Here is a 26,655-nt window from a genome sequence, read left to right on the forward strand (position 1 = left end):
AGAAGCGCGAACCGATAGAAAATTCCGATAAGGCCGCAGATTGACGCCGGGACGCCGGGGTGGTACAGTCGTGACCATACAAAACATAGTAAGCGGGTGGGAAAAATGGCTTTATCGGCGAAACTAGTGTCAACGGCAGCCTCGTGCAGTCCTGAAGCGACGGGGTGGGAGCAAGACCTTCACGCTGTGCCGGAAGGCGCTGGGTTGGACGTCGATGCCGTCAGCCGCGCGATCGAGGAGCGGGAGGCGGAATGGATCTCGCTTCGGCGGGAATTTCACCGTTTTCCCGAGCTGCTGTTCGACGTCGGCCAGACGGCCGCACGCGTCGCGCAGCTGCTGCGCGAGTACGGACTGGAGGTGCAGGAGGGCGTCGGCGATCACTTCGGCAAAGGCGTCGTCGGCGTGCTGCGCGGCGGCAAGCCGGGACGGACCGTGCTGCTGCGAGCGGACATGGATGCGCTCCCGATCCGGGAGATCGAGGGCCGCGAATACGGGTCCGAGATCGAGGGGGCGATGCATGCCTGCGGCCATGACGCGCATACGGCGATGCTGCTCGCGGCCGCTTACGGTCTGAGCCGGGAGCGCGAACGGCTGGCGGGGACGGTACGGTTCGTATTTCAGCCCGCCGAAGAGGGAGCCGCGCCGAGTCCGGTGGACGGCGAGCTGCGCAGCGGCGGACGCGATCTCGTCGAGAGCGGGGCGGCGGACGGCATCGACGCGGCTTTTGCAATTCACGTCTGGCCGGGACTGGAAACCGGCGGCTTGGCGATTCACCGGCGAGAGGCGATGGCGGCCTCCTCGCATTTCCGCTTCACGTTCCGCGGACGGTCCGGCCATCATGGGGCCCCGCATCTGGCGGCGGACGCGCTGCTCATGGCCGCGCACTTCGCCGTTGAGGCGAATAGCGCCGTCGCGGTCGCGTCCGACCCGCTCGAGCCGGTGTCCTTCGCCTTCGGCAAGCTCCAAGCGGGCACCGCGGGCAATGTAATCGCGGACACCGCGGAGGTGCTCGGCACCTACCGCGCCTTCAGCGATGCGACGGTGAAGCGGATCCGGTTCGTGCTCGAGCGCTGCGCAGCCGCCTGCGCCGACCGCTTCGGCGGCACCGTCGAGCCGAGCTTCCGCATGGGCAAAGCGCTGATCAACGATGCCGCCGCAGTCGGGCTTGCCGAGCGGGCGGGCGCGGACGTGTTCGGCGCGGAGCAGGTTCACGTGCTCGACCAGCCCAGCCTTGCCGGCGAAGACTTCGCCTACTATCTCGACAAGGCGCCCGGCGCCATGCTGCTCATCGGCGTGCGCGACGAGACGCGGGGCATCGTCCATCCGCTCCACCATCCGTCGTTTGACCTGGACGAACGCGCGATCGCGCTCGGAGCCAAGCTGCACGCGCGGGCGGCCGTTGCTTTTTTGGAACGGGGCTGGGAATAAAGAGTCATATAGGCTTTTACGTAGTGAAGCCGACGCAAGCAAGACCCCGCGTCGGTTTTTTTGTTGTATCGGAAGATACTGCCCCACGCGCAGGAACGCACGCTTCTCCGCCGTTTAAACGGTATCCCCTTCCCACAGGAACGCACGCTTCTCCGCCGTTTAAACGGTATCCCCTTCCCACAGACAGACAGGCAGGCTGACAGTCAGCCGGCATTGCTATCGCCGTTGCCCTTACTCCCGTGCACGTGTCTGTTCCCGGCGAAATGACGCAGCAAGCTTGTCCGATTCTGGGAAAAGATGACGAATCCGATGACCTGCGTAACTGTCTGAATGACAGGCAGTGGAGCTAGAATAGTCCAATCAAGACAGGGAATGCAAGGGTTGAGGCCCGTTCCTGAGTGAAGGGGATATCGTTAAAAAGGCAAAATCCGGCTCGCGGTACAGATGGAAATTAGCGGTACTTTGCGCGATGAAGAGAGGGAGGGGATGCGACCGTCGAAGCGGATGAACGGCTTGATGAGCCGACGCGCGTGTCTGCGGGATCGGCTGCAAAAGGGAACAGAGTGCCAACGCTATTTATCAAGATTTTTGCGAGACCATGTATGGAGGAGATCCGATGAAGATACGCAAACGTAATCAAAAAAGCTTGTTGCTGGCCTTGTTAAGCCTATGCCTGTTCGCGGGCAGTTGGCCGGCGCCCGGGGCGAAGGCCGACGCCGCCGTGCCCGGGGCTATTGTGCAAAAATATATCATGATCGACCAGTTCGGCTACCAGCCGGACGGAGACAAGGTAGCCGTGCTCGTCGATCCGCAGGTCGGCTTCAATGCCGCGGACGCTTACACGCCGGGCGGGACGCTGGAGGTGCGCCGGGTGTCCGACGATTCGGTCGCGTTCAGCGGCGCGCCGAAGGTTTGGAACAACGGAAAGACGCAGGAGAAGTCGGGCGACCGCGGCTGGTGGTTCGATTTTTCCGAAATCACGGCGACCGGGGATTACTATATTTACGATCCCGCGAACAATTTCAAATCCTATGACTTCACGATCTCGCCCGACGTCTACAAGGACGTGCTGAAGGCGGCGATCAAGACGTATTACTATCAGCGGATCGGCACGCCTCACCTGGCGCAGCACGCCGGAGCGGCGTTCGCGGACGACGCGGCGCTCATAGGTCCGGGTCAGGATTCGCAGGCCCGCAGCGTGTTCGACCGCAACAATCCCGCCACCGAGCGCGATCTGTCGGGCGGCTGGATGGATGCCGGCGATTACAACAAGTACGTGACGTACACCGCGCAGCCGATCAATGAGCTGCTGTCGGCGTACGAGCAGAAGCCGGACATCTTTACCGACGACTACAACATTCCTGAATCCGGCAACGGCATTCCCGACGTCATCGACGAGGTGAAGTGGGAGCTGGACTGGCTGAAGAAGATGCAGGAGGAAGACGGCGGCGTGCTGATGAAGGTGGGCTTCCCGCATAGCGGGAAAACCGGCGAGTACAACGACAGGCCGAGTAAAATTACCTTCCAACGCTACTATCTGCCCAAGACGTCCGCCTCGACGGTCGTCACGGCGCTTAACTTCGCGCATGCGGCGGTCACGCTGCGTCAGTTCCCGGAGCTGGCGAGCTACGCGGCCGATCTGCGGGAGCGGGCGATCAGGGCGTGGGAATGGTACCAGAACAATCCGAAGGAAACGAATGTGGACAACGGAGATGTTGAGGTCGGTGACGCCGACATGCCGCTCGACAAGCAGGCCCAGGTAGCGACGGTCGCGTCCGCCTATCTGTTTACGCTGACGGGCGATCAGACCTACCACGATTACTTTAAAGCCAACTATACGACGACCTCGCCGATGTCCGATGCGTACTGGGGGCTGTACTTCGGCGAGCAGGCGGACGGCGTCATGTTCTACACAACGCTGCCGAACGCCGATCCGGCGGTCAAGGCGCATATTTTGGAGCGCCGCGATCTGCACGACTTCTCCCAGTCGTTCGAGGACAACGACGATCTGTACCGCTCCTTTGTGCCGGACTTCTCCTACCACTGGGGCAGCCTGCAGGTGAGGGCGCGTTCGGGCGCCTCCTCCTATGACTTCTATCAGTACGATATCAATCCGGAGAAGCGGGACAACTTCTACAAGAAGGCGCAAAACGTACTGCACTATTTCCACGGCGTCAATCCGTTCGCCTTTACGTACCTGACCAACATGGATGCATACGGCGCGGAAAATTCGATCAAGCAAATCTACCATAGCTGGTTCGCCGACAAAACGCAGTGGGACAACGCGCCTCCGGGCTTCCTTCCGGGCGGTCCGAGCGAGCAATACACGGGCAGCCAGTCTCCGCCGCTTAATCAGCCGGCCCAGAAGACGTACAAGGACTGGAATGCCACCTCGAACGACGATCCGGCCGAGAGATCTTGGGAGATTACCGAGAACGGCATCTATTATCAGGCCGGTTATATCAAGCTGCTCGCCAAGTTCGTGCCCGAGCCTGCGGCGCAGGCGCAGGCCCCGCAGACGCCGACTGGCCTCACCGCCACTGCTGCGGAGAGCACGACGGCGATTCAGTTGAACTGGAGCCGCTCTCCAGGCGCGACGAGCTACGATGTCGAGCTGGACGGCGTCGTACGGGAAAATGTGAAGACGCTCTTCATCACGCATGACGGCCTGCAGCCGGGCACCGAGCATTCGTATCGCGTGCGGGCGAAAAATGCGATCGGCGCCAGCGCCTGGAGCCCGCTCGTGATGGGAACCACGTCCGTGCCGCCGCTGCCTCCCGAAACGCCGACCGGCCTCAAAGCCGAACCGGCAAGCGCATTTGTGATGAACGTCATTTGGAATGCTGCCGACCGCACGAAAAAGTATGAGCTTGAAGTGGACGGCACGATTGTAAACAACGCCAAGCAGACCGCCTACAAGCACAAGGGGCTGGACCCTGTCTCTACGCACACCTACCGGGTGCGCGCCATCAACCTCGGCGGCACGAGCGCATGGAGCGCGCCGGTGACGGCGACGACGCCGGTAGCGCCGCCGACCAATGTGATCGATCTCTCGCATAACGGCGATAGCGGCTACACGTTCGGCCAGGCGAACGACCAGGTCAAACGCTATCAGACATTTATCGCCGACATGTATCCGGTGCTGACGAGCGTCGAGGTCAAGCTGCGCAAGTTCGGCAATGCGAGCGATGCCACGGTAGCGCTGTATGCGACCGCTGCCGACGGCAAGCCGACGGGCAATGCGCTGGCCACCGCGACGATCGCGGCGGGCACAGTGACCGAGGACTACAAGGCGCTGTCCGCGCCGCTGAAGTATAGCGGTCTGCAGAAGGGCAAAAAGTACGCGATCGTACTCGGCCAGACTACTCCGAGCAGCCAAAACAACATCTACGAGTGGCTCGCGGGCTATAATGTGAGCAACGACATCGAGTTCGGCAAGTTCAACGGCTCGGCATATATCGACGAGTCGGACATTGGAGACGGCTGGACGAAACTATACGTCGCCCAAAGCGCCGATCCGCAGCAGCCGCCGGCCGTGCCGACAGGGCTGACCGCGACGGCGGCAAGCAGCACGTCGATCTCGCTCGGCTGGACGGCCGTAACGGGCGCGACCGGCTATCAGATCGAGATCGACGGATCGTCGACGTACGTGACGTCGACGGGCACGTCTTACACGCACAGCGGCCTGACGGCCGGCTCGACACATAAGTACCGCGTGCGCGCGGTCAACGCCGCGGGCACGAGCGGCTGGAGCGCCCTCGCTACCGCGACGACGAGCCAGAATCAGCCGCAGCCGCCTGCCGTGCCGACGGGGCTGACCGCGACGGCGGCAAGCAGCACGTCGATCTCGCTCGGCTGGACGGCCGTAACGGGCGCGACCGGCTATCAGATCGAGATCGACGGATCGTCGACGTACGTGACGTCGACGGGCACGTCTTACACGCACAGCGGCCTGACGGCCAGCTCGACGCATAAGTACCGCGTGCGCGCGGTCAACGCCGCGGGCACGAGCGGCTGGAGCGCATTGGTCACCGCGACGACGCAGGGGCAGTCTTCCTCGTCCGTCATCGACATCTCGCATAACGGCACGGACGGCTTTACGTTCGGCGAGACGAGCGACCAGGTCAAGCGTTATCAGACGTTCGCAGCCAACGCCAACAAGAAGCTGACGAAGGTCGAGGTCAAAGTTAAAAAGTACAACGGGCCGGCCGACCTCGTCGTTACCTTGTACGCGACAAAGGACAATAAGCCGACGGGCAGCGCGCTCGCGACCGCGACCGTCAAAGCGTCCGCGATCGGCGAAGACTTCGCCGTCGTGAGCGTGCCGCTGGCGTACAGCGGTCTCGCGAGCGGCACGACGTACGCGATCGTGCTCGGTCAATCCAAAAACTCGGACTACGCCAACTATGAGTGGAGCACGTCCGAGGTGAGCGCGAGCCTGAAGTACGGCAAGTACAGCGGCGGCAAGTGGATCGACGAGTCGGGCATCGGCGACGGCTGGCTGAAGGTATACGTCGGACAGTAGTTTTAACGGGACGAAGTGGTTTAAAATGTGCGAAGAAGCCGCCGCGGGGGTAACCCTGCAGCGGCTTTTTTTCGCCTCTTCGCGACAGGTAAACGCGCTTTCGGCGTGCCGGCGCTTTTCGATGTTTTGCGGGTCGAAAAACCTGCATTTGTAACATTTGTACATGTATTTTCTGCCGACCCGCGACGCTTGATGAAATACCTGCAAATGTGCAGGTAAATGCAAAGCGCATGCCGAATATGGGGCTGATAAAGGAAATTAACTGCACTTTGACATCTATTCTGTACAAAAGGGCCGACGTCGGCGGAAATAGATGTAGATTTGCAGGCATTACGGCGAAAGAGCAACGCGGGCAATGATATCCCGACCTATAGTAGGAACGGCTGCGGATGAGCCGTCGACAGGCGTTCCGCAAAAATCGAGTTTCGGATATCCGCCAACCTAAATGAGACCGACAGAGCGATTTTCCCTGACGGTATTTCTGATCTTTTCACATTAGAGGGGGATTCCGAGCAACTCGGCGCCGTTCCGATACAATATCCGCTCGAGCACGCCATCCTTCCAGTCCTGATTCCGGAAATGGGACAAGGCAAAATCGTAGGGAACGTTGGGGTAGCAGGTGCCGAACAGAATCCGGTCGCGTAGTTGAAAATTGGCGGCCTCCACATAAAGCTTGCTGCCTGGGAAGCCGAGGTACAAATCCGGGGACAGGTATACGTTGGGGCAGAAAATCGCGAGCGCTATCGCATCGGAGACGAACGGCCAGGCGCCGTGCGAGATGATGATTTTCAGATCGGGGTAAGCCCGCGCCGCCCGCGCGAGACCACCGGGTTTGGCATAATCGAAATCGACCTGCGGGCCGACAAGGCCGAGAAAGCCGCTCAGCGTGATGGATAGCGGGAGCCCATGCTTGAGGCAAGCTTCAAAGATCGGATCCCAAGAGGCGTCACCGATCGGGACGCGCGGCTGCAGCACGGCCGGATTAATCGATACGCCGCGAAACAGGCCTGTCGCAGCATACTGATCGATGGCCGCAACGGCACCGGCCACATCCGGGCTGTCCGCCCCGATGAAGCCGATGAACCGGTCGTCCGTACGGCTCGCCAGGAAGGCTGCCAGTTCCTCGTTCGACGATCCCGGCTCGTTGTCGCGTCCCATGATGACCGTGTGCGCGATGCCCAGCGCTTCGCCTTCGCGGATGACCTCGTCCAGCGTTTCCGACCGTATGGGCTCAAGTCCCTGCAAATTCAATAAACGGCTCAGCGCGTCCTTGCCTTCCGCAAATAACGATTCCCATGCGGGGATCGGCGGCTTCATGCGAAAATCGATGATCACGTCGCGGGTCCTCCTTGTTCAATGCTCGTTTACTAGAAAATCTATCACCTCGGTTCCGCCCGGGTCTAATCGAATAATTGAATTGAAGGATTAACAAATCCAATCGGCTGCGAAACGGCAAAAGATGACGGCGTGGAATGCGGAATGTGTGGGTGGCGTGAATCGGAGGTGCGGGCGGAGGAGCGATCCGCGGAGGGTCGCTTCTTTTTATAATTATCGATCGATGCATTCAAAAACTCTATTAGACGCTGCGTCGCGACAGGCGTATAGTAGTTGCATCTGTAATTCTGACTAAATTGCCTGGAATAGTGTGAAGAGCTTTGCGAATGCCCAATCCCGAGGAGGTCCGCCATGAAATTTGCCTTATTCAGCCTGCTGATGAACATACCGAACGCGGTGACCGGGGAGTCGCTGACCGACCAGGAGAAGTTTCAAAATGTATTGAAGCAGGCCGCGCTGGCCGAGGAATTGGGCTTCGACGCGTACGGCGTAGGAGAGCGGCACGGCGAGCCGTTTCTGTCCTCGTCGCCGGCCGTGGTGCTGACCGCCGTCGCCGCGCGTACGTCGCGAATCCGGCTGCTGACAACGGTGACGGTGCTCAGCGTGCTCGATCCGGTGCGCGTCGCCGAGGATTACGCCACGCTCGATCATCTCTGTGGGGGGCGGCTCGAACTCATTATCGGCAAGGGCAACGATCCCCGCCACTATCCGCTGTTCGGCATTCGGGAGGAGGAGCAGTGGGAATCGCTCGCGGAGCGCTACGCGCTGCTGAAGCGGCTGTGGACGGAGGAGAAGGTGACCTGGGAAGGCAAGTACCGCCCGTCGCTCAGCGAGGTGACGACCTTCCCGAGGCCATTTCAACAGCGGATCCCCGTCTGGCACGGCAGCGCGTCGAGCCCGCTTTCGACGGAGCTGGCGGCTAAATACGGCGAGCCGATTTTTTCGTCCAACACGTTCCATCCGATGGCCAAGTATCAAGCGCTGATCGACCACTACCGCGAGCGATGGGCGTATTATGGCCACGATCCGAAGGACGCGCTCGTCGGCGCGGGCGCCGGCCAGCTGTACCTGGCCGATACGAAGGAGGAGGCGATCCGCCGGTATCGGCCGTACTACGACGCGTTCGCCGCGACGGCTTCGTCGCAGCACAACCAGTCGCCTTTTACGGGACTCGAGGATACGATCGAGCGCGGATCGACGCTCGTCGGCAGCGCGGACAGCGTCATCGAGAAAATATTGCGCTACTACGAGGGCTTCGGCAACCAGGTGCTGGCGATCAGCGTCGACGGGCTGACCGAGTCCGAGCAGCGCGAGCAAGTCGAGCGCTTCGCGGCGGACGTCATGCCGATGCTGCGCCGGGAGATCCCGAGCACGGTGTGGAGCGAGCGGCCGTTGACGCTGCAGCGGGCGTGACGAGGTGTTTTGAAACGTAACGAGGGATTGTGCGTCCGCGCCAAAGAGGCGAATACCGAGGCGGTCAACGCACAAACCGGCTGTCCTTCTTGGTCATAACATATGACGAAGGAGGGGATTTCCCAATGGCAGCTAGATTTTTGGATTCCAAAACCTCGCAAAATGCGAGCTATGCCAACTCGATCGCGATTCCGATCACCGTAATCGGCACGCCGCAGCTGGTGGCCCAGCAGACGCTCGACCTGTCGGCAGGGACCGCGGGCTTGACCCGGGTCGAATTCACGGGGATCATCGCGCTCCAGCTTCCGCTGCTCCCTGCGGTAACGAACATCACGTTGGACGTATACCGGGGGCTCACGACAGGCGGAGTACTCGTATTCTCGGCGGCCGAGAACCTTAACATCAACATCCTCGGCCCGCAGCTGATCACGATTGCCGGCTCGGATTTTAATGCGCCTAACGCGGCCGGCGTCGCCTATTCGGTTTTCGTAACCGCGTCCCTGCTCGGAACGGTCCGGGTCGGACCGGAAAGCTATAACTTTACCGGCGTCTCCGACTGAGCCGCTGATTCAATCGAACAAGAAGAGAGCCCCGCGCAAGGGCTCTTCTTCTGTTTTCGCTTCTATTCTTGCTTCCCTTTCCGCTCTTGCTACTCTTTCCGCGCATCGCTTTTTGCCGCCGTCAAGGAATGACGATATCCGAATATCCCGCGAAAATCGTCTGCGTGCCCGGGGTCGTGTCCATCCAGACGCCGATGTAGCCGCCGGGCGGAACGCTGATGATATCGATATAATCCCCGATGAGCGGCACCGGCGTCGGATTGCTGCCGTTCGGGTTGAACGAGGTGTTGGTGATGCGGGTGTTCGTGAACGTCGCACCGCCGTTGATCGACCGCGCTACGAATACGTCCAGGTCGAAGCCGTCTACCTGGTTGCTGTAATAAATGATGTTGACGACGCCGGTCAGCGGGTCGACGTCGACGGACGGGAAGAAGTTCTGGCTGCCGGCCGGCGCGCCGGTAATGGGGACCGGGGCGGACCAGTGCAGGCCTTGATCCGTGGATTTGGACATGAAGATATCGGCATAACCCTGGCGGTTGTCCTGCCAGACCGCATAGACGTCTTCGGTGAACGGCCCGATGGACCGGTCGGTCGAGATGCTGGCGAACGTAAGCACGCGAAAGTCGTAGTTCGGTACGGGCAACGGCGTTGGAACGGGGACGACGTTCGACACGAGCACCGGCGGATCGAACGTCATGCCGCCATCCAAAGATCTGCGAACGATATAGTTGGAATTCGGATTGAGGGTGACCCAAGCCGCGTACACGATGCCGGTCAGACTCACCGCTACTTCGGGCCGCTCGACCTGGTTCGATTCGCTCGAGAGGAGGATCGTCGTATTCCATGTCGCGCCGTTGTCGGTGGAACGTTGGAGGAACGCTGTCGAATTGCCTCCGTTCGCCACATTGAACTGATGGTTGTAAGAAACATAAATATTGCCGAGATAGGGACTGGACTGGCCGACGTCCACGATGATATTGGTCTCGTCGTTGTTAATATACGTGCCGAACCCCGGTGCCACGATCTTGGGAGCGCTGAACGTCGCGCCATTGTCAGTAGAGATGTAGAAGATGGTCGTGCCGTCCGAAGGGCCGGGGAATGCATGTGCGGCGACGACAAACGTGCTCGGGAATCCGTAAGCGACCGTCGGCGCTTCAGCGCCCGTAAAACCGGCAGGCAGCGGAAGCGTAGAGTTGGCCCAGCTGTTGCCGCCGTCCAGCGAGCGGTAGAGGCCGACCATAGGCGAACCGGAGGTCGTATCGACCGATACGGCCACCATAATGCCGGTAATCAGCAGATTCACGGCGACGCTTGGCTCGAACTTAGGAAAACCTGCCGGCGTGACCTGAAAGTTAAAATTGGTCATTCCCGCGCTCATTCTCCTTTCCTAATTGAATGTATTAGTTTACTGCCATGCGCACGTCTCGACCTATGCGCAAGCCTGCCGTTGGCAAAAAAATGCGCCATTTTCGGGGCAAAGTTGTCCAGTTGCATGCGGTGCATACGGAATAAAGTAGAGGAGGGAAGGAGGGAATCCAATGGCTACTTTTACAACAGGTTTGATCACCAATACGAGGGCGATCGGCAGCGCCGCCTCCAACATTGTCGTCAGCGCGCGCAACCTTAGCAACGCGAGCGCGACGATCGTCGTTGAAGTGTTCGGCGTTCCGGGCAGCGCGCCGACTCTGACGCCGCTGTATGTGACGGGCTATATCCTGCCTGCGCTTTCGTCCGACATCCGCACCTTTTTCATCGCCGGCAACGTGTCCTATGAAGTGCAATACAGCATCACTTCGACGCTGACCCAGGTTGCGATGTCCACTTACGGGATTGACGAGTTCGGCAATCTCGTGACCGAACAGCGCGTGCTGCAATCCGAGCTGACGCCGACCGCCGGACTGACGATACCCGTTTAAGGGTTGCATAACCAAACGAAGCCGGCGTGCGAACGCCGGTTTTTTGGCGTTTTTTCTCAGGCAGAAAACGAAGGCCGGCTTGGTTAGTCGCACAAGCAATCCGGCTGCAGCCCCATACACTAACATCATCTATGCACGGAAGAGGTGACGCTTCATGGTCGACCTGGGCGTAGTCATGCCCGTCTACAAGCAAAAGCCGGCTTTTCTGAAGGCCGCGCTGGAATCCGTGCTTCGGCAATCGTTCAAGGACTTTAAGCTGATTGTCGTGATCGACGGCGCGCCCGAGATGGAGTCGCTCGTGAAGCAGTACGCCGACGGGGATGCGCGGGTCGAGGTGCTGCCGCTCGAGCAGAACCAAGGCGTGGCGAACGCGCTGAACGCCGGCTTCAAGAAGCTGTATAAAATGAAGCAGATCCGATATCTGACCTGGGTGTCCAGCGACAACGTGTACTATCCGGCTTTTTTCGCGACGCTGCGGAAGGCGCTCGTTAAGGGGCCCGACGAGCTCGGTCTTGTCTACAGCTCTTTCCAATCCATCGACAACGACGACAGGCGGTTGAACGACGAGCGCAAGCTTGCCGCCCTGCGCCAATATCAATCCAAATCCAAAGATAAGCTGCTCGACTCCTCGATCATCGGGGTCTCTTTTATGTATAAGGCGAAATACGCCAAAATGATCGACGGCTACGAGCTGCAGCCGGTCGAAGATTACGATTATTGGCTGCGGTTGACGGAGAACTGCGAGATCAAGTACATTCCCGTCGAGCTCATGGATTACCGGGTAAATTCGACCTTCAGCATCTCGGCAACGCTGCAGACGGATGCACAGCACCGGTATTGGCGCTACCGTTATCATTTGGCCAGACATATGGCAAGGCGGCGCAGAAACATCGAGCCGCTCGTTACCGTGATCTTTCCGGTAGGCGTCGCGGACGGCGTTGCGATCGGGCGGCTTGAAAATTTATACGAGCAAGCGTTCAGCAATTACTATTGTTACGTGCTGGATCTGACGCCGGGCGGGCAAGCGACCGCGCTGCTGTCCACGATCTCGCATCCGACGACGGACTTCAAGACGTTCGCGAACGAAACCGAGCATAAAGCGCTGCTGTACGCGGTGCAGATGCTCCGCACGCCATACACGATGGTGCTGGGCCCCGCACATTTCCCGGATCCGATGGATATGGAGTTCCTGATCGGGCAGTTGTCCAAGGCGGACGCGGCTTTGTTGTCCAGCTTTTACACCGATGACCGCACGGATATTCACTACAGACTGCCCTATGGCCTGCCGCCGAAGCCGAACCTGTACAACGAGCTGTTTCGTACGGAAGCCCTTCTCTCGATTTTAAAATCCACGTGAATGAGTGATGAGGATGAAAATTCTATTCACCTTTTATAATCCGAGCGGCGGCATGGAAACGCTGAACCGGGTTCGCAGCCGTGCGCTGATGCGCGCCGGGCACGAGTGCCACCTGCTGTACACGCACGACGGCCAGGGCCGCAAGAACATCAGCGGCATCAAGACGTTTATTACGGGGAACGACGATTTGATCGAGCGCCTGATCGAGCGGGAGAATTACGACGTAATCGTCGTATGCACGGACATCTTTTTGCTGCAAAAAATCCGGAATTGGGATTACGAAGGAACGGTGATCTTCGAGATCCAGGGTCTCGGCACGTACGAGTCTGCGCGGGCTATTCTTCAAGACTTTGCAGCCAGGGTTCGGATCTACGCGGATGCGCTGCTCTACCCGAAGACGGACCACCTGATTGCGCTGATGGGCGAGCTTTTCCCCCAAATGCCGCAATTCTGCTTCGACGATCCGCTCGACGCCGAGCTGTTCAGCTACGAATCCTACCCCAAGAAGCCTTTTCCGATCGTGGGGTGGGTCGGGCGGCTGGAGAAAAATAAAAATTGGCAGGAGTACCTGCTGATCGGAAACAATCTGAAGGGCTATTATCCGGACTTGCAGCTGTGGATGTTCGACGACGATACGCTGTCGGAGCCGCCGGAAAAGGCCGTTTTCGAGCAGACCTTGCAGTACTTGCAGCTGTCGGACCGGTTCGTGCGCCATTCGAACATTCCGCATGAGCAGATGGCGGACTATATGTCGATTATCGGGGATTCGGGCGGGTTTCTGTGTTCGACCTCCATCATGGAAGGCTTCGGCTACGCGGTGGCGGAGGCGATGCTCTGCAGATGCCCGGTGCTCTCCACGGATTCTGACGGCGTGCGCAGGTTCATTCAGCACGATAAAACGGGGAAGTTCTACCGCAGGGGCGACATTGCGCACGCGACGGAGGCGGCGTTGTCCCTGATGCGGGATCAAGCGCTTCGCGCCTCGATCCTGGAAAACGCGGATGCGCATATCCGCACCCGGTTTTCCCCGCAGCTGTACACAAAGCAGTTCATGAAAATGATGCGCCAGCTCGGCTGCAACGATTAGCATAGGCCGCTATCGTTGCGGCTTTTTTTGCGCGCGAACGGTGGCGTCCGGTTGGAAAATGGCGATGTTCCTTTTAAGCGAACGGTCTGCAAATTTTCAATCTATTTTCAGCCGGCGCTTTTACAATGAAGATTAAGTATAGTGTGGGGCCGCGCTGCTGGGCGGATTAGAAGATCGGTGGAAGGCAAAACTAATCGTAATCCTCGTTTTGTCAGACCCTATACCATGTTTGTCTGCTGTGATAAAATATGTAAGGCAATTTGTGTCACCGCTGTGTAAATTCGTGACGAATCGTGACGAAGAATGTAAAATCAAGGCATCCATTGGTGAAAGAAGGGGCTTAAACGTGTTCCGGAAAAAAGACATTTTTTTTAAAACGCTCGAGGATATGGCCGACCTGATCTTGGAAACGACCGAGCGGTTTCTGTCCGCCGTCAACAGCGATATTCCCGATCCGAGCGCGTTTTCCAAGGAAATGAAGGATTACGAGCATCGCGGCGACCAGTTCGCGCATCTGATCATCACCGAGCTGAACAAGACGTTCATCACGCCGATCGAGCGCGAAGACATTCTGGATCTGACCAAGCTGCTGGACGACGTGCTGGACGGCATCGAAGCCGTCGCATCCCGCTTTGATATGTATCATGTGAAAAAGCCCGACGGAAGCATCCGTAAATTCGCGGATTGCCTGAACCGTTCGGCCGTCGAGATCAAGTCCGCGATCTATCTGCTCGGCCAGAAGAAGCTGCTCGCCATCCAGACGCACTGCGTGAAGCTGAACGAGCTGGAGAACGAAGGCGACGATCTGCTGCGCGAGAGCGTGAAGACGCTGTTCCTGAACGTCAAGGATCCGATCGAGCTGATCAAGCTCAAGGAAATTTACGAACGGCTCGAGCAGACGACCGATTCCTGCGAGGATGTCGCCAACACGCTGCAATCCATTATTATGCGCAATTCTTAATGCGCCCGGGACAGGACTGAATACATCGCATGGATATCACCATTTTAGTCGTCATCATCGTCATCCTGGCGCTGGGGTTCGACTTTATCAACGGCTTCCACGACACGGCGAACGCGATCGCCACCTCCGTATCCACCCGGGCGCTCAAGCCGCGCGTGGCGATTCTGCTGGCCGCGGTCATGAACCTGGTCGGCGCGCTGCTATATACCGGGGTCGCCAAGACGATCGGCGGCAAGGTGACGGACCCGTTCAAGCTGGAGCACGGCCTGACGGTCGTCATCGCCACATTGATCGCGGCCATCATCTGGAATCTGATCACCTGGTGGAAGGGGATTCCGTCGTCTTCCTCGCATGCGCTGATCGGCGCGCTGGCCGGCGCGGCGGTCACTTCCGAGGGCTGGGCCGGCATCAATGTTGGCGGATTTTCGACAATTGTTCTCGGATTGCTCCTTTCCCCAATCATTGCGTTCGTTTTGGGGTATATAATTATGTTCTTGTTGAAGCACCTCTTCGCGAGGACGAGCCCGCATCAAGTGAACAAGGGATTCCGGACCGGACAGATTCTGACCGCCGCGCTTCAATCGTTCACGCACGGTACGAACGACGCGCAGAAGGCGATGGGCATCATCACGCTGGCCCTCGTGTCGGCCGGTTGGCAGGATCATCTCGAGGTGCCGCTCTGGGTCAAGATCTCCGCGGCGCTCGCGATGGCGCTCGGCACGTCGGTCGGCGGCTGGAAGATCATCAAGACGATGGGCACGAAGATTTTCAAGATCGAGCCGATCAACGGCTTCTCGGCGGACGCGGCTTCCGCGGCGGTCATCTTTACCGCGACGCTCACCCATCTGCCGGTTAGCACGACGCATGCGATCACGTCCTCGATCCTCGGAGTCGGTGCAGCCAAGCGCTTCTCGAGCGTTCGTTGGGACATGGCCGGACGGATCATCATGACGTGGATCATCACGATCCCGATCTCGGCGCTGATCGCAGCGGCCATCTACGCGGTCCTGAGCCTGTTTCACTAAAAAAATGGGCACCGATGCACGCGCCAATGCAGCCGTTACCACATTACAATATAGAGAAACATGGTGTTCTCCACGGGACGGAGTCTGGAGGAATTCACGCCTATGATCCAAGCATCCGCACAGCAAGCCAAATCATGCGTCGAACTGCTCAAGGAGTTCCGCCTCAAAGGTACGGACGCCAGGGGCGAGAAGCTCTTTTTCGCCGGAGTAGGCAGACGCGACGTTTACAACGTGACCGCGCCATTCCTCGACGAAGGGGAATGGGTCATCGCCGGCCGGGTTGAAGACCGCGCGAGCGAGCGCTCTTCCATCATGTTTTTTGTGGAGAAAAACGGAAAGTGGACGCCCCGCGAAGGCGCGCCCGTCTTTGAATTGCAGGATCCTTTCTTCACCTTCGTCCGCGGCGAACTCGTGCTCGGCGGCGTTCAGGTGTTCTTCGATCCCGACGATCCCCACTACGTGACGACTTGGCGCACGGTGTTCTACCGGGGCTACCGCGTCCGCGAGCTGCGTGAATTCGCGCAGGGGCCGCTGACGATGAAGGACGTGCGCCTCGTCGATCAGCAGAACGGCACAATCGGCGTCTTCACGCGGCCGATGCCGGTCGGGGACGCGCGGGCGATGATCGGCTACGCCGAGATCTCGGACCTCGACGAGCTGACCGAGGACCTGATGGCGAACGCCGAGGTGCTGAAGGGCCAGTTCCTGAAGGTCGAGTGGGGCGGCGCCAACGAGATCCACTTGCTGAACAACGGCAAGCTCGGCGTGCTCGGGCATGTCGCCTGGATGGACTACGGCAACATCAGACATTACTATCCGATGGTGTTCGCGCTCGACCCGGCGACCCGCGCGCACACGCCGCTCAAGATGATCGCTACGCGCAACCTGTTCCCCGAAGGGCCGGCCAAGCGGCCAGACCTCGAGGACGTGCTGTTCAGCGGCGGCCTGCGACGCAACGGCGACGGTACCGCGACGCTGTACACCGGCGTCAGCGACGCCGAGGCCGCGCGGATCGTGATCGAGGATCCGTTTGTCGAGTACGAGGCGTAAGCGGCAGAAAGTGCAAGTTAGGATAGGGACAGGGGCCGCTCCGGTTGGGGCGGCCTTTGTCGTTGGGTGCGGCTTCTGCTGCTCCAGCCGCAAAAGTGGAACGATGCTTGTACGGACGGATTACTTGATCAAGGAGGGTTCGCCCAAGTGGGACAAACGGGAATTGTAGTCGACCGGCTCGATCATCTTGTACTGACGGTCGCGGATCTCGACGCGACGGTAGCGTTCTACGAGAGCGTGCTCGGCATGGAAGTGACGCGCTTCGCCGGAGGCCGCTTCGCGTTGAAGTTCGGTAGTCAGAAGATTAATCTGCATGAGCGGAATAAGGAGTTCGAGCCAAAGGCATTGGCGCCAACCCCGGGTTCTGCGGATTTATGCTTCATCGTGGAGACGTCGATCGAGGATGCGCTTGCCCACTTGCAGGCGTGCGAAGTAGAGATCGAGGAGGGGCCCGTAGCGCGTACAGGTGCGAACGGCCCGCTGATATCGGTTTATTTCAGGGATCCCGATATGAACCTGATCGAGATCTCTAATGAAGCGAAGGCGTAGGCCGCAAGCGCTGAAGCAGGCCCCCGAGTCAAATCGCTCGGGGGCCTGCTTTTGTCATACGTACGACGAGTTATCGCTCGAACGGACTACTGCCTGCTCAACGCCGCCGGCTGCCCGAACGCCGCTTCGCGCCGCTGCCCGTGCGCCGTCTGCGGCTGCTGCCGCCGGTGCGCCGGCGCGACCGTCTGCGCCTGCGGCGGCGCGGACGCGGGGCGTGATCCTCATCGTCGGTATCCGCGGACTTTTTGCCTTTGGACGTGAAGATCTTGATGAGCGGCGCGATCTGTTGGACGGAGGACATGATCTTCTGGATCTTGCCGATATTGCTGATCAGGCCCTCGATGCCTCCCATCTTGTCGATAAAGCCCTTGACGCTCTCCAGGTTGCCCGCATTCAGCAATGCGCTTAGCCCGCCGCCCTTCGCGGCCGGCGCTGCTGCCTGCGCCGCGGCCTGAACGGGCGAGCCGCCGAAGAGCGCCGGCGGTCCGGAGACGGGGGCGCCGCCTCCGAGCCCGGGAAAGCCGCCGCCGGCAGCGCCAGCGCCGAGTCCGCCGCCGGCAGCGCCTGCGCCGCCAAACCCGCCGAACCCGCCGAAGGCGTCGAGGCCGGCTCCGCCGCCTTGCACGGGGAAGCCGCCAGGACCGCCGGTCCAGTTGCGATTGTACGAAGACGGTATGCGGTTCATGCCATCACTTCCTTTTTTTCTGCTCTGAATCGCCGCGCCCGCCCATGCCGCAGGGCAGGATTAACCTATGGCGGCGTCCGATGATACACCATATGTGCGATGGCCCGGCGCCGAATGGACGAATGCCCGCCCAGATTCGGAATTTTGCGGCTCACGCCCGATTTTAGCTCTGTAAAGCGCGAATACGTTGCAGGTTGAACTGCTTACCCAAACGCAGTACAATAGAGTGAACCGCTATTCATGTTCCGTTCACAATAACGGAGCTACTCGTTAGAAACTGAGGTGTGCCCGAATGCAGCTGAAGAAGCTGAATGACAAGTCGATCGACCAATTGTTCGAAGCGATTCTGACACTGAAGTCCGTGGAGGAATGCTACGTTTTCTTCGACGATCTGTGTACGGTCAACGAGATTCAGTCGCTGTCCCAGCGACTCGAGGTCGCGCGGATGCTCGGCAAGGGTCAGACGTACAACCAGATCGAAGCGGAGACCGGAGCCAGCACGGCGACCATCTCCCGCGTGAAGCGGTGTCTGAACTACGGCAACGACGGCTATAAGTTGACGCTGGACCGTCTGGGCCGCTTCGGCAAGACGGCCGACGAAGCGGAGCAAGCGACGGAGATTGAGCAAGTCTAGCTCGTCCGGAGAGCGCCCGTTCACGGGATGCTTTGCGGAGCACGTATAGGATTACCGATCGAATGAGAGCAGGGGTGTTCGCACAGCGCCGGAGAGCGGCTGACGGACAGCCCTTTCTTATTTTGCGGCAATTCGCGGCTTGACGCGTCGGCTGCTTCTACTGCCCATCATTTACATATTTGGGATTGCCGGACTGACGGGCGGCGGTTATGCTAGTAACAAACGCGTCGGTCCGGGGAGAGACATCCATGCGCATCTGGCATTCCGTACGGTTCAAGATCGTCTTCGGCTTTTTTGTTGTAATCGCTCCCATGGTCGTCTTCCTCATCTATAACAACCTGTACGCCATGAAGGTCGTCCGCCAGCAAATCTCCGCCCACTACGACAATCTGCTCCAGACCAACATCAAGCAGAACGACAATATCCTCCACGAATACATGGTGTATCTCAACCGGCTCGAGAGCAATCCCGACGTGCCGCTCATACAGGCGCTTACCGCCGCCGACAGCGACTTCATGCTTGCGAAGATCCGGCTGCTGAACCAGTTCGTGCGCGACTCGAGCGGCATTTACTACGGCATGATGGATACGATTTTCATTTTTGACCGCAAGGCCGACGATCTTTATTACGTGACGCAGGATAACAGCACCTATACGGACAAAAAGGACGTGCTGCTCGGCTGGTCGCGCAATTATCTGCGGGGCACGGGCCGCCTGCAGCCGGACGCCGGCGAGTGGACGCCGATGATCATCGGCACCGCCCCGGATTCGCAATATTTGATGTGGACGTACGACCTCGGGCTCGATGTCTACGCAGGCGTGCTAGTGCGGGACCGCAGCTTGCTGCGGGTACTCGAGGGCTTCGACGTCGGTCCGGACGGCGGGACGTTTCTGCTGAACAAGAAGGGCGAGCTGCTCGCGGACAGCGATTCGACGCTGATGAACGATAACGTTTTCCGTCAGGCGATCGTGTCGCGGGCGGGAGATTACGGGATCGTGAAGCAGGGCGGAAAATCGTACCTTGTCCTGGCCCAAGCCTCCGACCAGGTCGACGTCGTCTATGCGATCGTGATGCGCGAGGACTTCATTTTGCAGAACCTCCCTTTTTTCCAAAAGGTGCTCTACTACTGGATCCCGCTGCTGGTGGCGCTGCTGCTCATGATCTATCTGGTGTTCCTGCAGCGCATCATGTTCAAGCCGCTGGTCGACCTCATCCGGGGGATGCGCAAGCTCGGACAGGGACGCTTCGATATCCGCCTGCCGACCGATCAGAGCAGCGAGTTCGCGTTCATGTCGGGCACGTTTAATAACATGGCCGGGCAGATCGAGAAGCTGAAGATCGACGTCTACGAGGAACAGCTTCGCGTGCAGAAGGCGGAATACAAGCATTTGCAGGTGCAGATCAATCCGCATTTTTACATGAACAGCCTGAATATCGTCTACAACCTGGCCGCGCTCAAGGACTTCAAGTCGGTGCAAAAGCTGTCGTTGCATCTGGCGGATTACTTCCGCTTCCTGATGCAGAGCCATCGGCAGACGGTGCGGCTTGCGGACGAGCTGCGGCACATCGGTCACTATCTGGAGATTCAGAAGATCCGCTATGCGGGCAAGCTCGATTACGACGTGCGCGTAGGGCAGGCTTATCTTGACTGCGAGCTGTCGCCGCTCATGGTGCAGCCTTTCGTCGAAAACGCGGTCATCCACGGGTTCGGCAAAAAGGTGCCGGACGGTACGATGTTCCGCATCGAGATCGAGACGAAGGCGGATCACAGAGACACTGAGACGCACCTGCTGCTGCTGATTCGGGACAACGGCATAGGATTTCCGGCGGATATGCTCGCAGAGCTGGCCGCAGGCACGTACGCGGAGGGGACGGGCGAGGAGCATCTCGGCATCTGGAACATTTTGCGGCGCTACCGGATGCTGTACGGGGACGAGCGGGGCATCGCGTTCGCCAACGCGCCGGAAGGCGGCGCGATCGTGACGATTCGGCTGCCGCGCAAGGAAGCGACGGCTTCGGATGGCACGAACGAGGAAGGCAAAGAAGAGGAAGTCAACGACGAGGAAGGAACGGGCTAGGATAGAGCGGGCTGGGGAAAAGGAAATCGCGCGGTTGGCGCGGCAATCGATTGACAAAGGGGGTAGCGCGGTGGTAACGATGCTGGTGGTGGACGATGAGATCTATGCGCTCAAAGGGATCACGCAGGGGATCGAGTGGGAGGATTTACCGATCGCTCGCATTCTGGAGGCGGACAGCGTCCCCGAAGCGCGGCGGCAGCTCGAAGCGAATCAGGTGGACCTGGTCATCTCGGACATCGAGATGCCCGGCGCGAGCGGCATGGAGCTGCTGCGTTATATCAAAGAGGCGTGCCCGTCTACGCTTACGATTTTCCTGACCGGACATGCACGCTTCGAATATGCGCAGGAAGCGATGCGACACGGCTGCTTCGAATACGTGCTTAAGCCGGTAGACCACGACGTGCTCAAGGAGATCGTGCGGCGGGCCGTGGCGGAGATCGAAGAGCGCCGGGCGCAGCTCGCGTTCGAGGAGACGCTTGAGACGTACCGCCGCCAGTGGACGAGCCAGCTCCCGATCCTGGTAGAGCGGTTCTGGCAGGAGGCGCTGGCGGGAGGGCTGCCGGCGTCGCCGGACAGGCTGGCGCGGGAATATGCGACGTACGACATCCCGCTCTCGGCGGGCGATCCCGTGCTGCCGATGCTGCTGAGCGTCGAACAGTGGGACGCGGCGCTCGACGGACGCGACGAGCGCATTATGGAATACGCGCTTCGCAAAGCCGCGGCCGAGATCATCGTCGGCGCCGAAGGCGCGGGGGCGGCCTTGCAAGATCGCGCCCAGCAGAGTCTGGTGCTGCTGTACAAAGCGAACGAAGCGCGCGGCGAGGTGCTCAAGCGCTGCCGGGATTACATACGGGCATGCCGCGAGTATTTCCATTGCACGGTGTCCTGCTACGTAGGGGAACCGACCGCACCGCAGGCGCTGGCCGCGGAGCTGGAACGGCTCGCCAGGGTGGAACGCGCCAACGTGGCGCAGCCGGCTTCGGTCATAGATGCCTCGACCGGCGCGGAAAGTGCGGGCGGCGCTTTGTCGGGCACCCCAGGCAGCGGCCAGACGATGCCGCCGTTCATGGAATGGGGCATTCTGCTCGATGGCGGCAGCGTGGCGGAGCTGGAAACGGCAATGGCGGAAGCGCTGCGGCGGATGAAGGAAGAGGGGGCGGGCCGCGAGAGCCTGGAGCTGTTCTACTACGGCTTTGTCCATATGCTCTATCAGTCCGCGCTGCGGCATGGCATTCCCGCCGGGGAACTGCTCTCGCAGCAGGAGCTGGCCGACGGCCTCTCGGCGCGGACGCCGGACGGCATGGCGGCATGGGCGCTGCGGCTGCTCGCCAAGACCAATGCGGCGCTGCTCGATCGGCAGCGGGACGCATCTGCGGTCATCGCCAAGATCCAGAGCTACGTCCAGGAGCACCTGAGCGAGGAGCTCGGCCGCGACGAGATCGCGAGAGCCGTCTACCGCAATCCGGCTTATCTGTCGCGGCTGTTCCGCAAGGAGACGGGCATGTCGCTCACCGACTATATCGCCCAGGCGAAGATTGAGCGCGCCAAGCGGCTGCTCACCGAGACGAACGACAAGATCAGCAACATTGCCGAAGGGCTCGGCTATATGCACTTCTCATATTTCGCCAAGCTGTTTCGTAAGATAGCGGGCGTGACGCCGCAGGATTACCGGAAGAAGCATCAATCAATTTAGAAGCGGAAATAAAAATGAGGTAAATATAGGTAAAAAGAATCATTAATGCGAATGAATACCTAACAAACTCTAAACTATTTGTCGGATAATGACGATTATTGTCTAAGACACCATCGCGAGATGGCTCCGACGAGAAGGGAAGAGGATCATGGACAACAAGATTACCGGCAAGTCCTTTGCTTGGCACCGAAGAAGCCAGATGCTAACGTTATCCGTCCTGTTGGCCGCAGCGCCGATCGTGGGCGCGGGCCCGGCGCATGCCGCGGACAGCGCGATTATAGCCGCGCCGGTCAAGAACCTGGACGTTAATTGGATCGCCGGTTATGCGGGGAATAACGCCGTGGGTGCTCCGATCGTCGTCAACGGTTCTACGGTGACGATTGACTTGGCCGGTCACATAACGTGGCAGCCGGAACCTGGCATGAGGCTCTCGGCAACATCGGACAACACATCTGTAACCGCTTCCGCCATGGCGGGCAAGCTCTCGGTCACGGTGCTCGGCGCCGGAACGGCGAATATCGAGCTCAAGGCGGAGAAGGACGGGGCGTCCCCCATCATCGATCATATCCAATTTCTCATTACCAAGATCGGCGATACGACAGGGGACGGGCTGGTTACCTCGGCGGACGCCTTATATATCACCAAGGTCGTTAACAGCAAAGTTCCTCTCTCCGACGAGGAGATCAACCGACTGGACATTAACCGGGACGGAAAGGTGACGGCCGCTGACGCGACGGCGCTGCTCGCCAACTATGTCGGCAAGACGGGGCCTCAGTCGGTAACCTATATCGTAAGTATCAAGGAAGACAACGATGCGCCATTTACATCCGGAACCTCGATTGCGGGGACGCTCAAGACGGACGGCACGCTGACGGCGAACTACGCTTACGCCGACGTCGAAGGGGATGCCGAAGGCACCTCGGAGTTCAAATGGTACAAGGGACTCGTTGCCGACGGCTCCGACAAGTCCCCCATCGCCGGCGCCAATGAGCGGACGTACGTCGTTAAGGACGACGACGTCGGTTATTTTCTGTTTGCGGAGATTACGCCGGTCGCTGCCGAAGGAACGGCGCGCGGCGCGTCGGCTACGGTATCGACGGATCGGGCCGTGCCCGATACGACGCCACCGTCGCTGGCGGCGGTTAACGCTTTGACGCCTGCGGGAACGATTGCAAAAGGCGACATGGCGAAAGACTTCGTCATGACGTTTACGGAAAAAGTGAAGGCCGGTACGGGCAGCATCAAGCTGCGCAAGTTGTCGGACAGCAGTGTGGCCGTCTCTTACGAGGCAGGCGACACAGCGCATGTGACATTTGCCGACGACAAGGTGACGATTAAAAATCCGGGTTTGGCCGACGTAACCGCGTACTACGTAGAGGTCGAGGCGACGGCGGTCGCCGACCTGGCGGACAATGCCTATGCGGGTACGAACGGCAGCGAGACGTGGACGTTTACGACATCGGACACGACGCCGCCCGTCGTATCGACGCAGTCGCCGACCTCTGGCGCGCCGAACGTGCTGAAAGGCGCGGACTTTGTGCTGACCTTCAACGAGCCGGTAAGGGCGGTGGCGGGCAAGAAGGTTTATATCTATAAGCAAGGCGGCTCGAAGCCGCTATATACCTATGACGCTGCGGACGGGACGATGATCGACGTGACCGGGGCGACGGTATCGATTACGCATCCGGATCTGGACGAAGCGGAAAATTATGAAGTGCGGGTCGAGGCTGGGGCGTTCGCCGATCTGTCGGACAACGCGTTCGCAGGCGTGAACTCTGGCTGGACGTTTACCGTGCCGGATATAACGCCGCCGTCCATGAGCACGTTGGCTCCGGCGAACCAAGCCAAACGCGTCGATGCCTCGTCGGATCTTACGCTTACCTACAACGAGGCTATGGTCGCCGTAGCGGGACATGCCATTAAAATCTATGACGCGTCCGCTCCATCCGCGCCGTTGGCGCTCATCCAAGCGGACGATCCGACGCGCGTATCGATCTCGGGCGGCACGGTCACGATCCAAAATCCGGGTTTGAGCGACAATGCGGCGTATTACATAGACGTTCCGGCCGGTGCCTTCGCCGACGCGGCCGGCAATGCGGCTTCGGCCATTGCGGGCGCTTCGGCCTGGTCCTTCACGACACCGGATACGATCGCACCGACGCTAACCTCAAAGTCGCCGGTCGACGGCGCCGTGACGGGCAGCAAGGATTTCGAAGCGACGCTGACCTTCAGCGAGCCCATCGAAGCCGCGGCAGGCAAACACATTACGATCTACAATGCCGCGGACGACACGGAGGCGCTTCGGTTCGAGGCGACGGACACCACGAACGTGGTCATAAACGGAAATGTCGTAAAGATGCGTTATATGCATATGGCGGAGAACGCCGCCTATTACGCCGTGATCGACGAGGGTGCCTTCACGGATGCGGAGGGCAACGAATACGCAGGCATCGCCGGCAAAACGGATTGGCGATTCGCGACGCCGGACACGATCGCGCCGACGGCTGCGACGCTGAACCCGGTGCAAGGGGGGACGGGCGTCAGCTTGAGCGCGGATTTCGTCATTGGCTTCAGCGAGCCGGTCGTCGCAGGCAGCGGTACGATCGTGATCAAGCGGGCATCGGATAACGGCACGGTCGCTTCCTACTCGGCGGCGGATACGACCAAGGTAACGTCGAGCGGTGCTCAAGTCACGATCCGTAATCCCGGACTCGCCGACGAGACGGAATATTATGTCGAGATCTCAAGCTCCGCCTTCAAGGACGCAGCAGGCAATGCCTTCGCGGGCTTCACCGGCGACGCCGGCGTATGGAGATTCACGACCCCGGATACGGCGGCGCCGGTCGCCGGTACGTTGACGCCGGCCGATCAAGCGACGGGGGTCAGCCTGACCGACGACATAAAGATCGATTTTAACGAAAATATCAAAACAGTAAGCGGCAAAAAGATTGCGATCCGCAACGCGGCCGACGACAGCTTGTTCGCCGAGTACGATGCGTCCGATACGGCGAATGTGACCGTCAGCGGCAAGACGCTCGCGATTGCGCATGCAAAACTAGCTGACGCGACCGACTATTATGTAGATATCGAGGCCGGCGCGATTACCGACATGACGGGCAACGCCTTCGCAGGAATGAATGGCAAGACCGCATGGCGGTTCGTGTCGGCGGATTCGCGCGTCTTCGGCGCGGAGAACATCGCCGAATTTTCCGAGAAGCAGATGCAAGAGGACGGCGGCGCGATTCTGCTGCTTACGATCGCGGGCGATCAGTTCCATTTCGACCTGGATCAGGATGACAATGAAGTGTTCGCTCAAGCGAACATTCAGTTGAATCATGCGCCGGCGGGCCTCACGGTCCTTAGCGTGGACAAATTCGACGACGAGACGCTGATGCTCAGCCTCGATTACGACGGCACGCCGATGAACGCGGACGTGACCGACTTTAGCGTAACAGTGCTGTCTTCGGGTCTTGCGAGCGGCAAAACAGTCACCTCGAACGCGTCAACGATTACGGCCATGCCGCGTTCGTTATCGATTGCAAGCCGCTCGCCGGCCGCAGGAGAAGCGGACACGGACAAGCGGGGAGCGCTCAGCATTACGTTCGACAAGGCCGTTACGGCCGTTGCAGGGAAGACGGTATCGATCCGCAAAAAGTCCGACGACAGCCTCGTGCAGAGCATCTCGGCGAACGACACTTCCAAAGTGACGATCAGCGGAGCGACGGTCACGATCCAGCCGAACATGCTGAGCAACCTGACGGAGTATTACGTGCTTATGGACGCAGGGGCGTTCAAGAGCGCGGACGCTTCCGCGAGCCCGGCGCTGAGCGCCAACACCGATTGGTCGTTTAAGACGATCGAAGAGATCCCGGGCCCTTACTTCTCGCAATACCTGGATGCCGGGGACGGACGAATCGCGCTTGAACTCTACAATACGTCCACGCAGGATGCGACCGGCTACAGTGTCGTCGTGTACAAGTATATGAAATCGACGCACCAGATGTCGGTGACGACGGTGCCGTTGCTAAAAGTTGTTCCAAGCATGCCGTTTATCTTTATTGATTCCATCTTTTACGATGCCATGGATGTCATGAACATTTGGTACTATAACGACGAGCTGGACCTGTACAATCCGAACAGCTTCTCCGTTACGGCATTGGTTCTGAAGAACGGCAGCGGCAAGGTTATCGACGTGCTTGGCGATCCAACCGTGACGACGGATATCAAATTTATGCCGAACGGCGGGACGATCATCCGCAAGCCGCAGACGTACGGCGGCTCTCCGAAGTTCCAGCTAGGTCAATGGACGAGCTTCCCGAAGGGCACGCTTCAGTATTTTGGCACGCACACGAATTAACC

General features: G+C 59.5%; 18 protein-coding genes. 15 read left to right on the forward strand and 3 right to left on the reverse strand.

The genetic code is table 11. The annotated features are described in order from the left end of the window. The first annotated feature begins 204 nt into the window (after window positions 1-204). Entirely contained in the window at window positions 205-1,428 is a 1,224-nt protein-coding gene (locus ACFSR7_RS35045; protein ID WP_378169275.1) for a M20 metallopeptidase family protein, read from the forward strand. Window positions 1,429-2,044: 616 nt separating this feature from the next. Then, on the forward strand, window positions 2,045-5,953 hold the full coding sequence (locus ACFSR7_RS35050) for a glycoside hydrolase family 9 protein (protein WP_378169276.1): 3,909 nt from the start codon (window positions 2,045-2,047) through the stop codon (window positions 5,951-5,953). Between the two features lie 495 nt (window positions 5,954-6,448). On the opposite strand, the gene ACFSR7_RS35055 is transcribed toward ACFSR7_RS35050, so the two are convergent. Beyond that, on the reverse strand, window positions 6,449-7,288 hold the full coding sequence (locus tag ACFSR7_RS35055) for an amidohydrolase family protein (protein WP_378169277.1): 840 nt from the start codon (window positions 7,286-7,288) through the stop codon (window positions 6,449-6,451). 351 nt (window positions 7,289-7,639) lie between these two features. On the opposite strand from ACFSR7_RS35055, the gene ACFSR7_RS35060 reads away from it, so the two are divergent. Then, a complete protein-coding gene (locus tag ACFSR7_RS35060; RefSeq protein WP_378169278.1) occupies window positions 7,640-8,701 on the forward strand; it encodes an LLM class flavin-dependent oxidoreductase in 1,062 nt (353 codons plus the stop codon). Between the two features lie 125 nt (window positions 8,702-8,826). Continuing rightward, a complete protein-coding gene (locus ACFSR7_RS35065; protein WP_378169279.1) occupies window positions 8,827-9,261 on the forward strand; it encodes a hypothetical protein in 435 nt (144 codons plus the stop codon). Window positions 9,262-9,382: 121 nt separating this feature from the next. Here ACFSR7_RS35065 and ACFSR7_RS35070 read toward each other — a convergent pair whose 3' ends face one another. Further along, window positions 9,383-10,627 (reverse strand): sialidase family protein, encoded by a 1,245-nt coding sequence (locus ACFSR7_RS35070; protein ID WP_378169280.1) that lies wholly within the window; start codon window positions 10,625-10,627, stop codon window positions 9,383-9,385. 172 nt (window positions 10,628-10,799) lie between these two features. On the opposite strand from ACFSR7_RS35070, the gene ACFSR7_RS35075 reads away from it, so the two are divergent. The 7 genes from ACFSR7_RS35075 (at window position 10,800) to ACFSR7_RS35105 (ending at window position 17,206) form a co-directional block, all read left to right on the forward strand. Continuing rightward, window positions 10,800-11,177, forward strand: coding sequence for a hypothetical protein (locus tag ACFSR7_RS35075; protein WP_378169281.1), 378 nt, complete (start codon window positions 10,800-10,802; stop codon window positions 11,175-11,177). A gap of 154 nt (window positions 11,178-11,331) precedes the next feature. Then, entirely contained in the window at window positions 11,332-12,534 is a 1,203-nt protein-coding gene (locus ACFSR7_RS35080; protein ID WP_378169282.1) for a glycosyltransferase family 2 protein, read from the forward strand. A gap of 13 nt (window positions 12,535-12,547) precedes the next feature. Beyond that, on the forward strand, window positions 12,548-13,621 hold the full coding sequence (locus ACFSR7_RS35085) for a glycosyltransferase family 4 protein (RefSeq protein WP_378169283.1): 1,074 nt from the start codon (window positions 12,548-12,550) through the stop codon (window positions 13,619-13,621). A 346-nt stretch (window positions 13,622-13,967) separates the two neighbouring features. Then, window positions 13,968-14,582, forward strand: a complete 615-nt coding sequence (locus ACFSR7_RS35090; protein ID WP_378169284.1) for a DUF47 domain-containing protein — start codon at window positions 13,968-13,970, stop codon at window positions 14,580-14,582. A gap of 29 nt (window positions 14,583-14,611) precedes the next feature. Then, a complete protein-coding gene (locus ACFSR7_RS35095) occupies window positions 14,612-15,607 on the forward strand; it encodes an inorganic phosphate transporter (RefSeq protein WP_282910850.1) in 996 nt (331 codons plus the stop codon). 105 nt (window positions 15,608-15,712) lie between these two features. Next, a complete protein-coding gene (locus ACFSR7_RS35100; RefSeq protein WP_378169438.1) occupies window positions 15,713-16,657 on the forward strand; it encodes a DUF1861 family protein in 945 nt (314 codons plus the stop codon). Between the two features lie 147 nt (window positions 16,658-16,804). Further along, a complete protein-coding gene (locus ACFSR7_RS35105) occupies window positions 16,805-17,206 on the forward strand; it encodes a VOC family protein (RefSeq protein WP_378169285.1) in 402 nt (133 codons plus the stop codon). Between the two features lie 97 nt (window positions 17,207-17,303). Here ACFSR7_RS35105 and ACFSR7_RS35110 read toward each other — a convergent pair whose 3' ends face one another. After that, entirely contained in the window at window positions 17,304-17,891 is a 588-nt protein-coding gene (locus ACFSR7_RS35110) for an aminotransferase (protein WP_378169286.1), read from the reverse strand. Between the two features lie 292 nt (window positions 17,892-18,183). On the opposite strand from ACFSR7_RS35110, the gene ACFSR7_RS35115 reads away from it, so the two are divergent. The 4 genes from ACFSR7_RS35115 to ACFSR7_RS35130 all read left to right on the forward strand — a co-directional run bounded on the left by ACFSR7_RS35115 (window position 18,184) and on the right by ACFSR7_RS35130 (window position 26,653). Next, the gene (locus ACFSR7_RS35115; RefSeq protein WP_378169287.1) at window positions 18,184-18,525 is read left to right on the forward strand and encodes a YerC/YecD family TrpR-related protein; all 342 of its coding nucleotides are present in this window, start codon (window positions 18,184-18,186) and stop codon (window positions 18,523-18,525) included. Between the two features lie 248 nt (window positions 18,526-18,773). Continuing rightward, complete coding sequence (locus ACFSR7_RS35120) at window positions 18,774-20,603, forward strand: cache domain-containing sensor histidine kinase (RefSeq protein ID WP_378169288.1); 1,830 nt, start codon at window positions 18,774-18,776, stop codon at window positions 20,601-20,603. A 79-nt stretch (window positions 20,604-20,682) separates the two neighbouring features. After that, a complete protein-coding gene (locus ACFSR7_RS35125; protein ID WP_378169439.1) occupies window positions 20,683-22,296 on the forward strand; it encodes a response regulator transcription factor in 1,614 nt (537 codons plus the stop codon). Between the two features lie 148 nt (window positions 22,297-22,444). Continuing rightward, window positions 22,445-26,653, forward strand: a complete 4,209-nt coding sequence (locus tag ACFSR7_RS35130) for an Ig-like domain-containing protein (RefSeq protein WP_378169289.1) — start codon at window positions 22,445-22,447, stop codon at window positions 26,651-26,653. The last annotated feature ends 2 nt before the right edge of the window (window positions 26,654-26,655 follow it).

It is taken from the genome of Cohnella sp. GCM10020058 (assembly GCF_042683485.1).
GTDB lineage: Bacteria > Bacillota > Bacilli > Paenibacillales > Paenibacillaceae > Cohnella.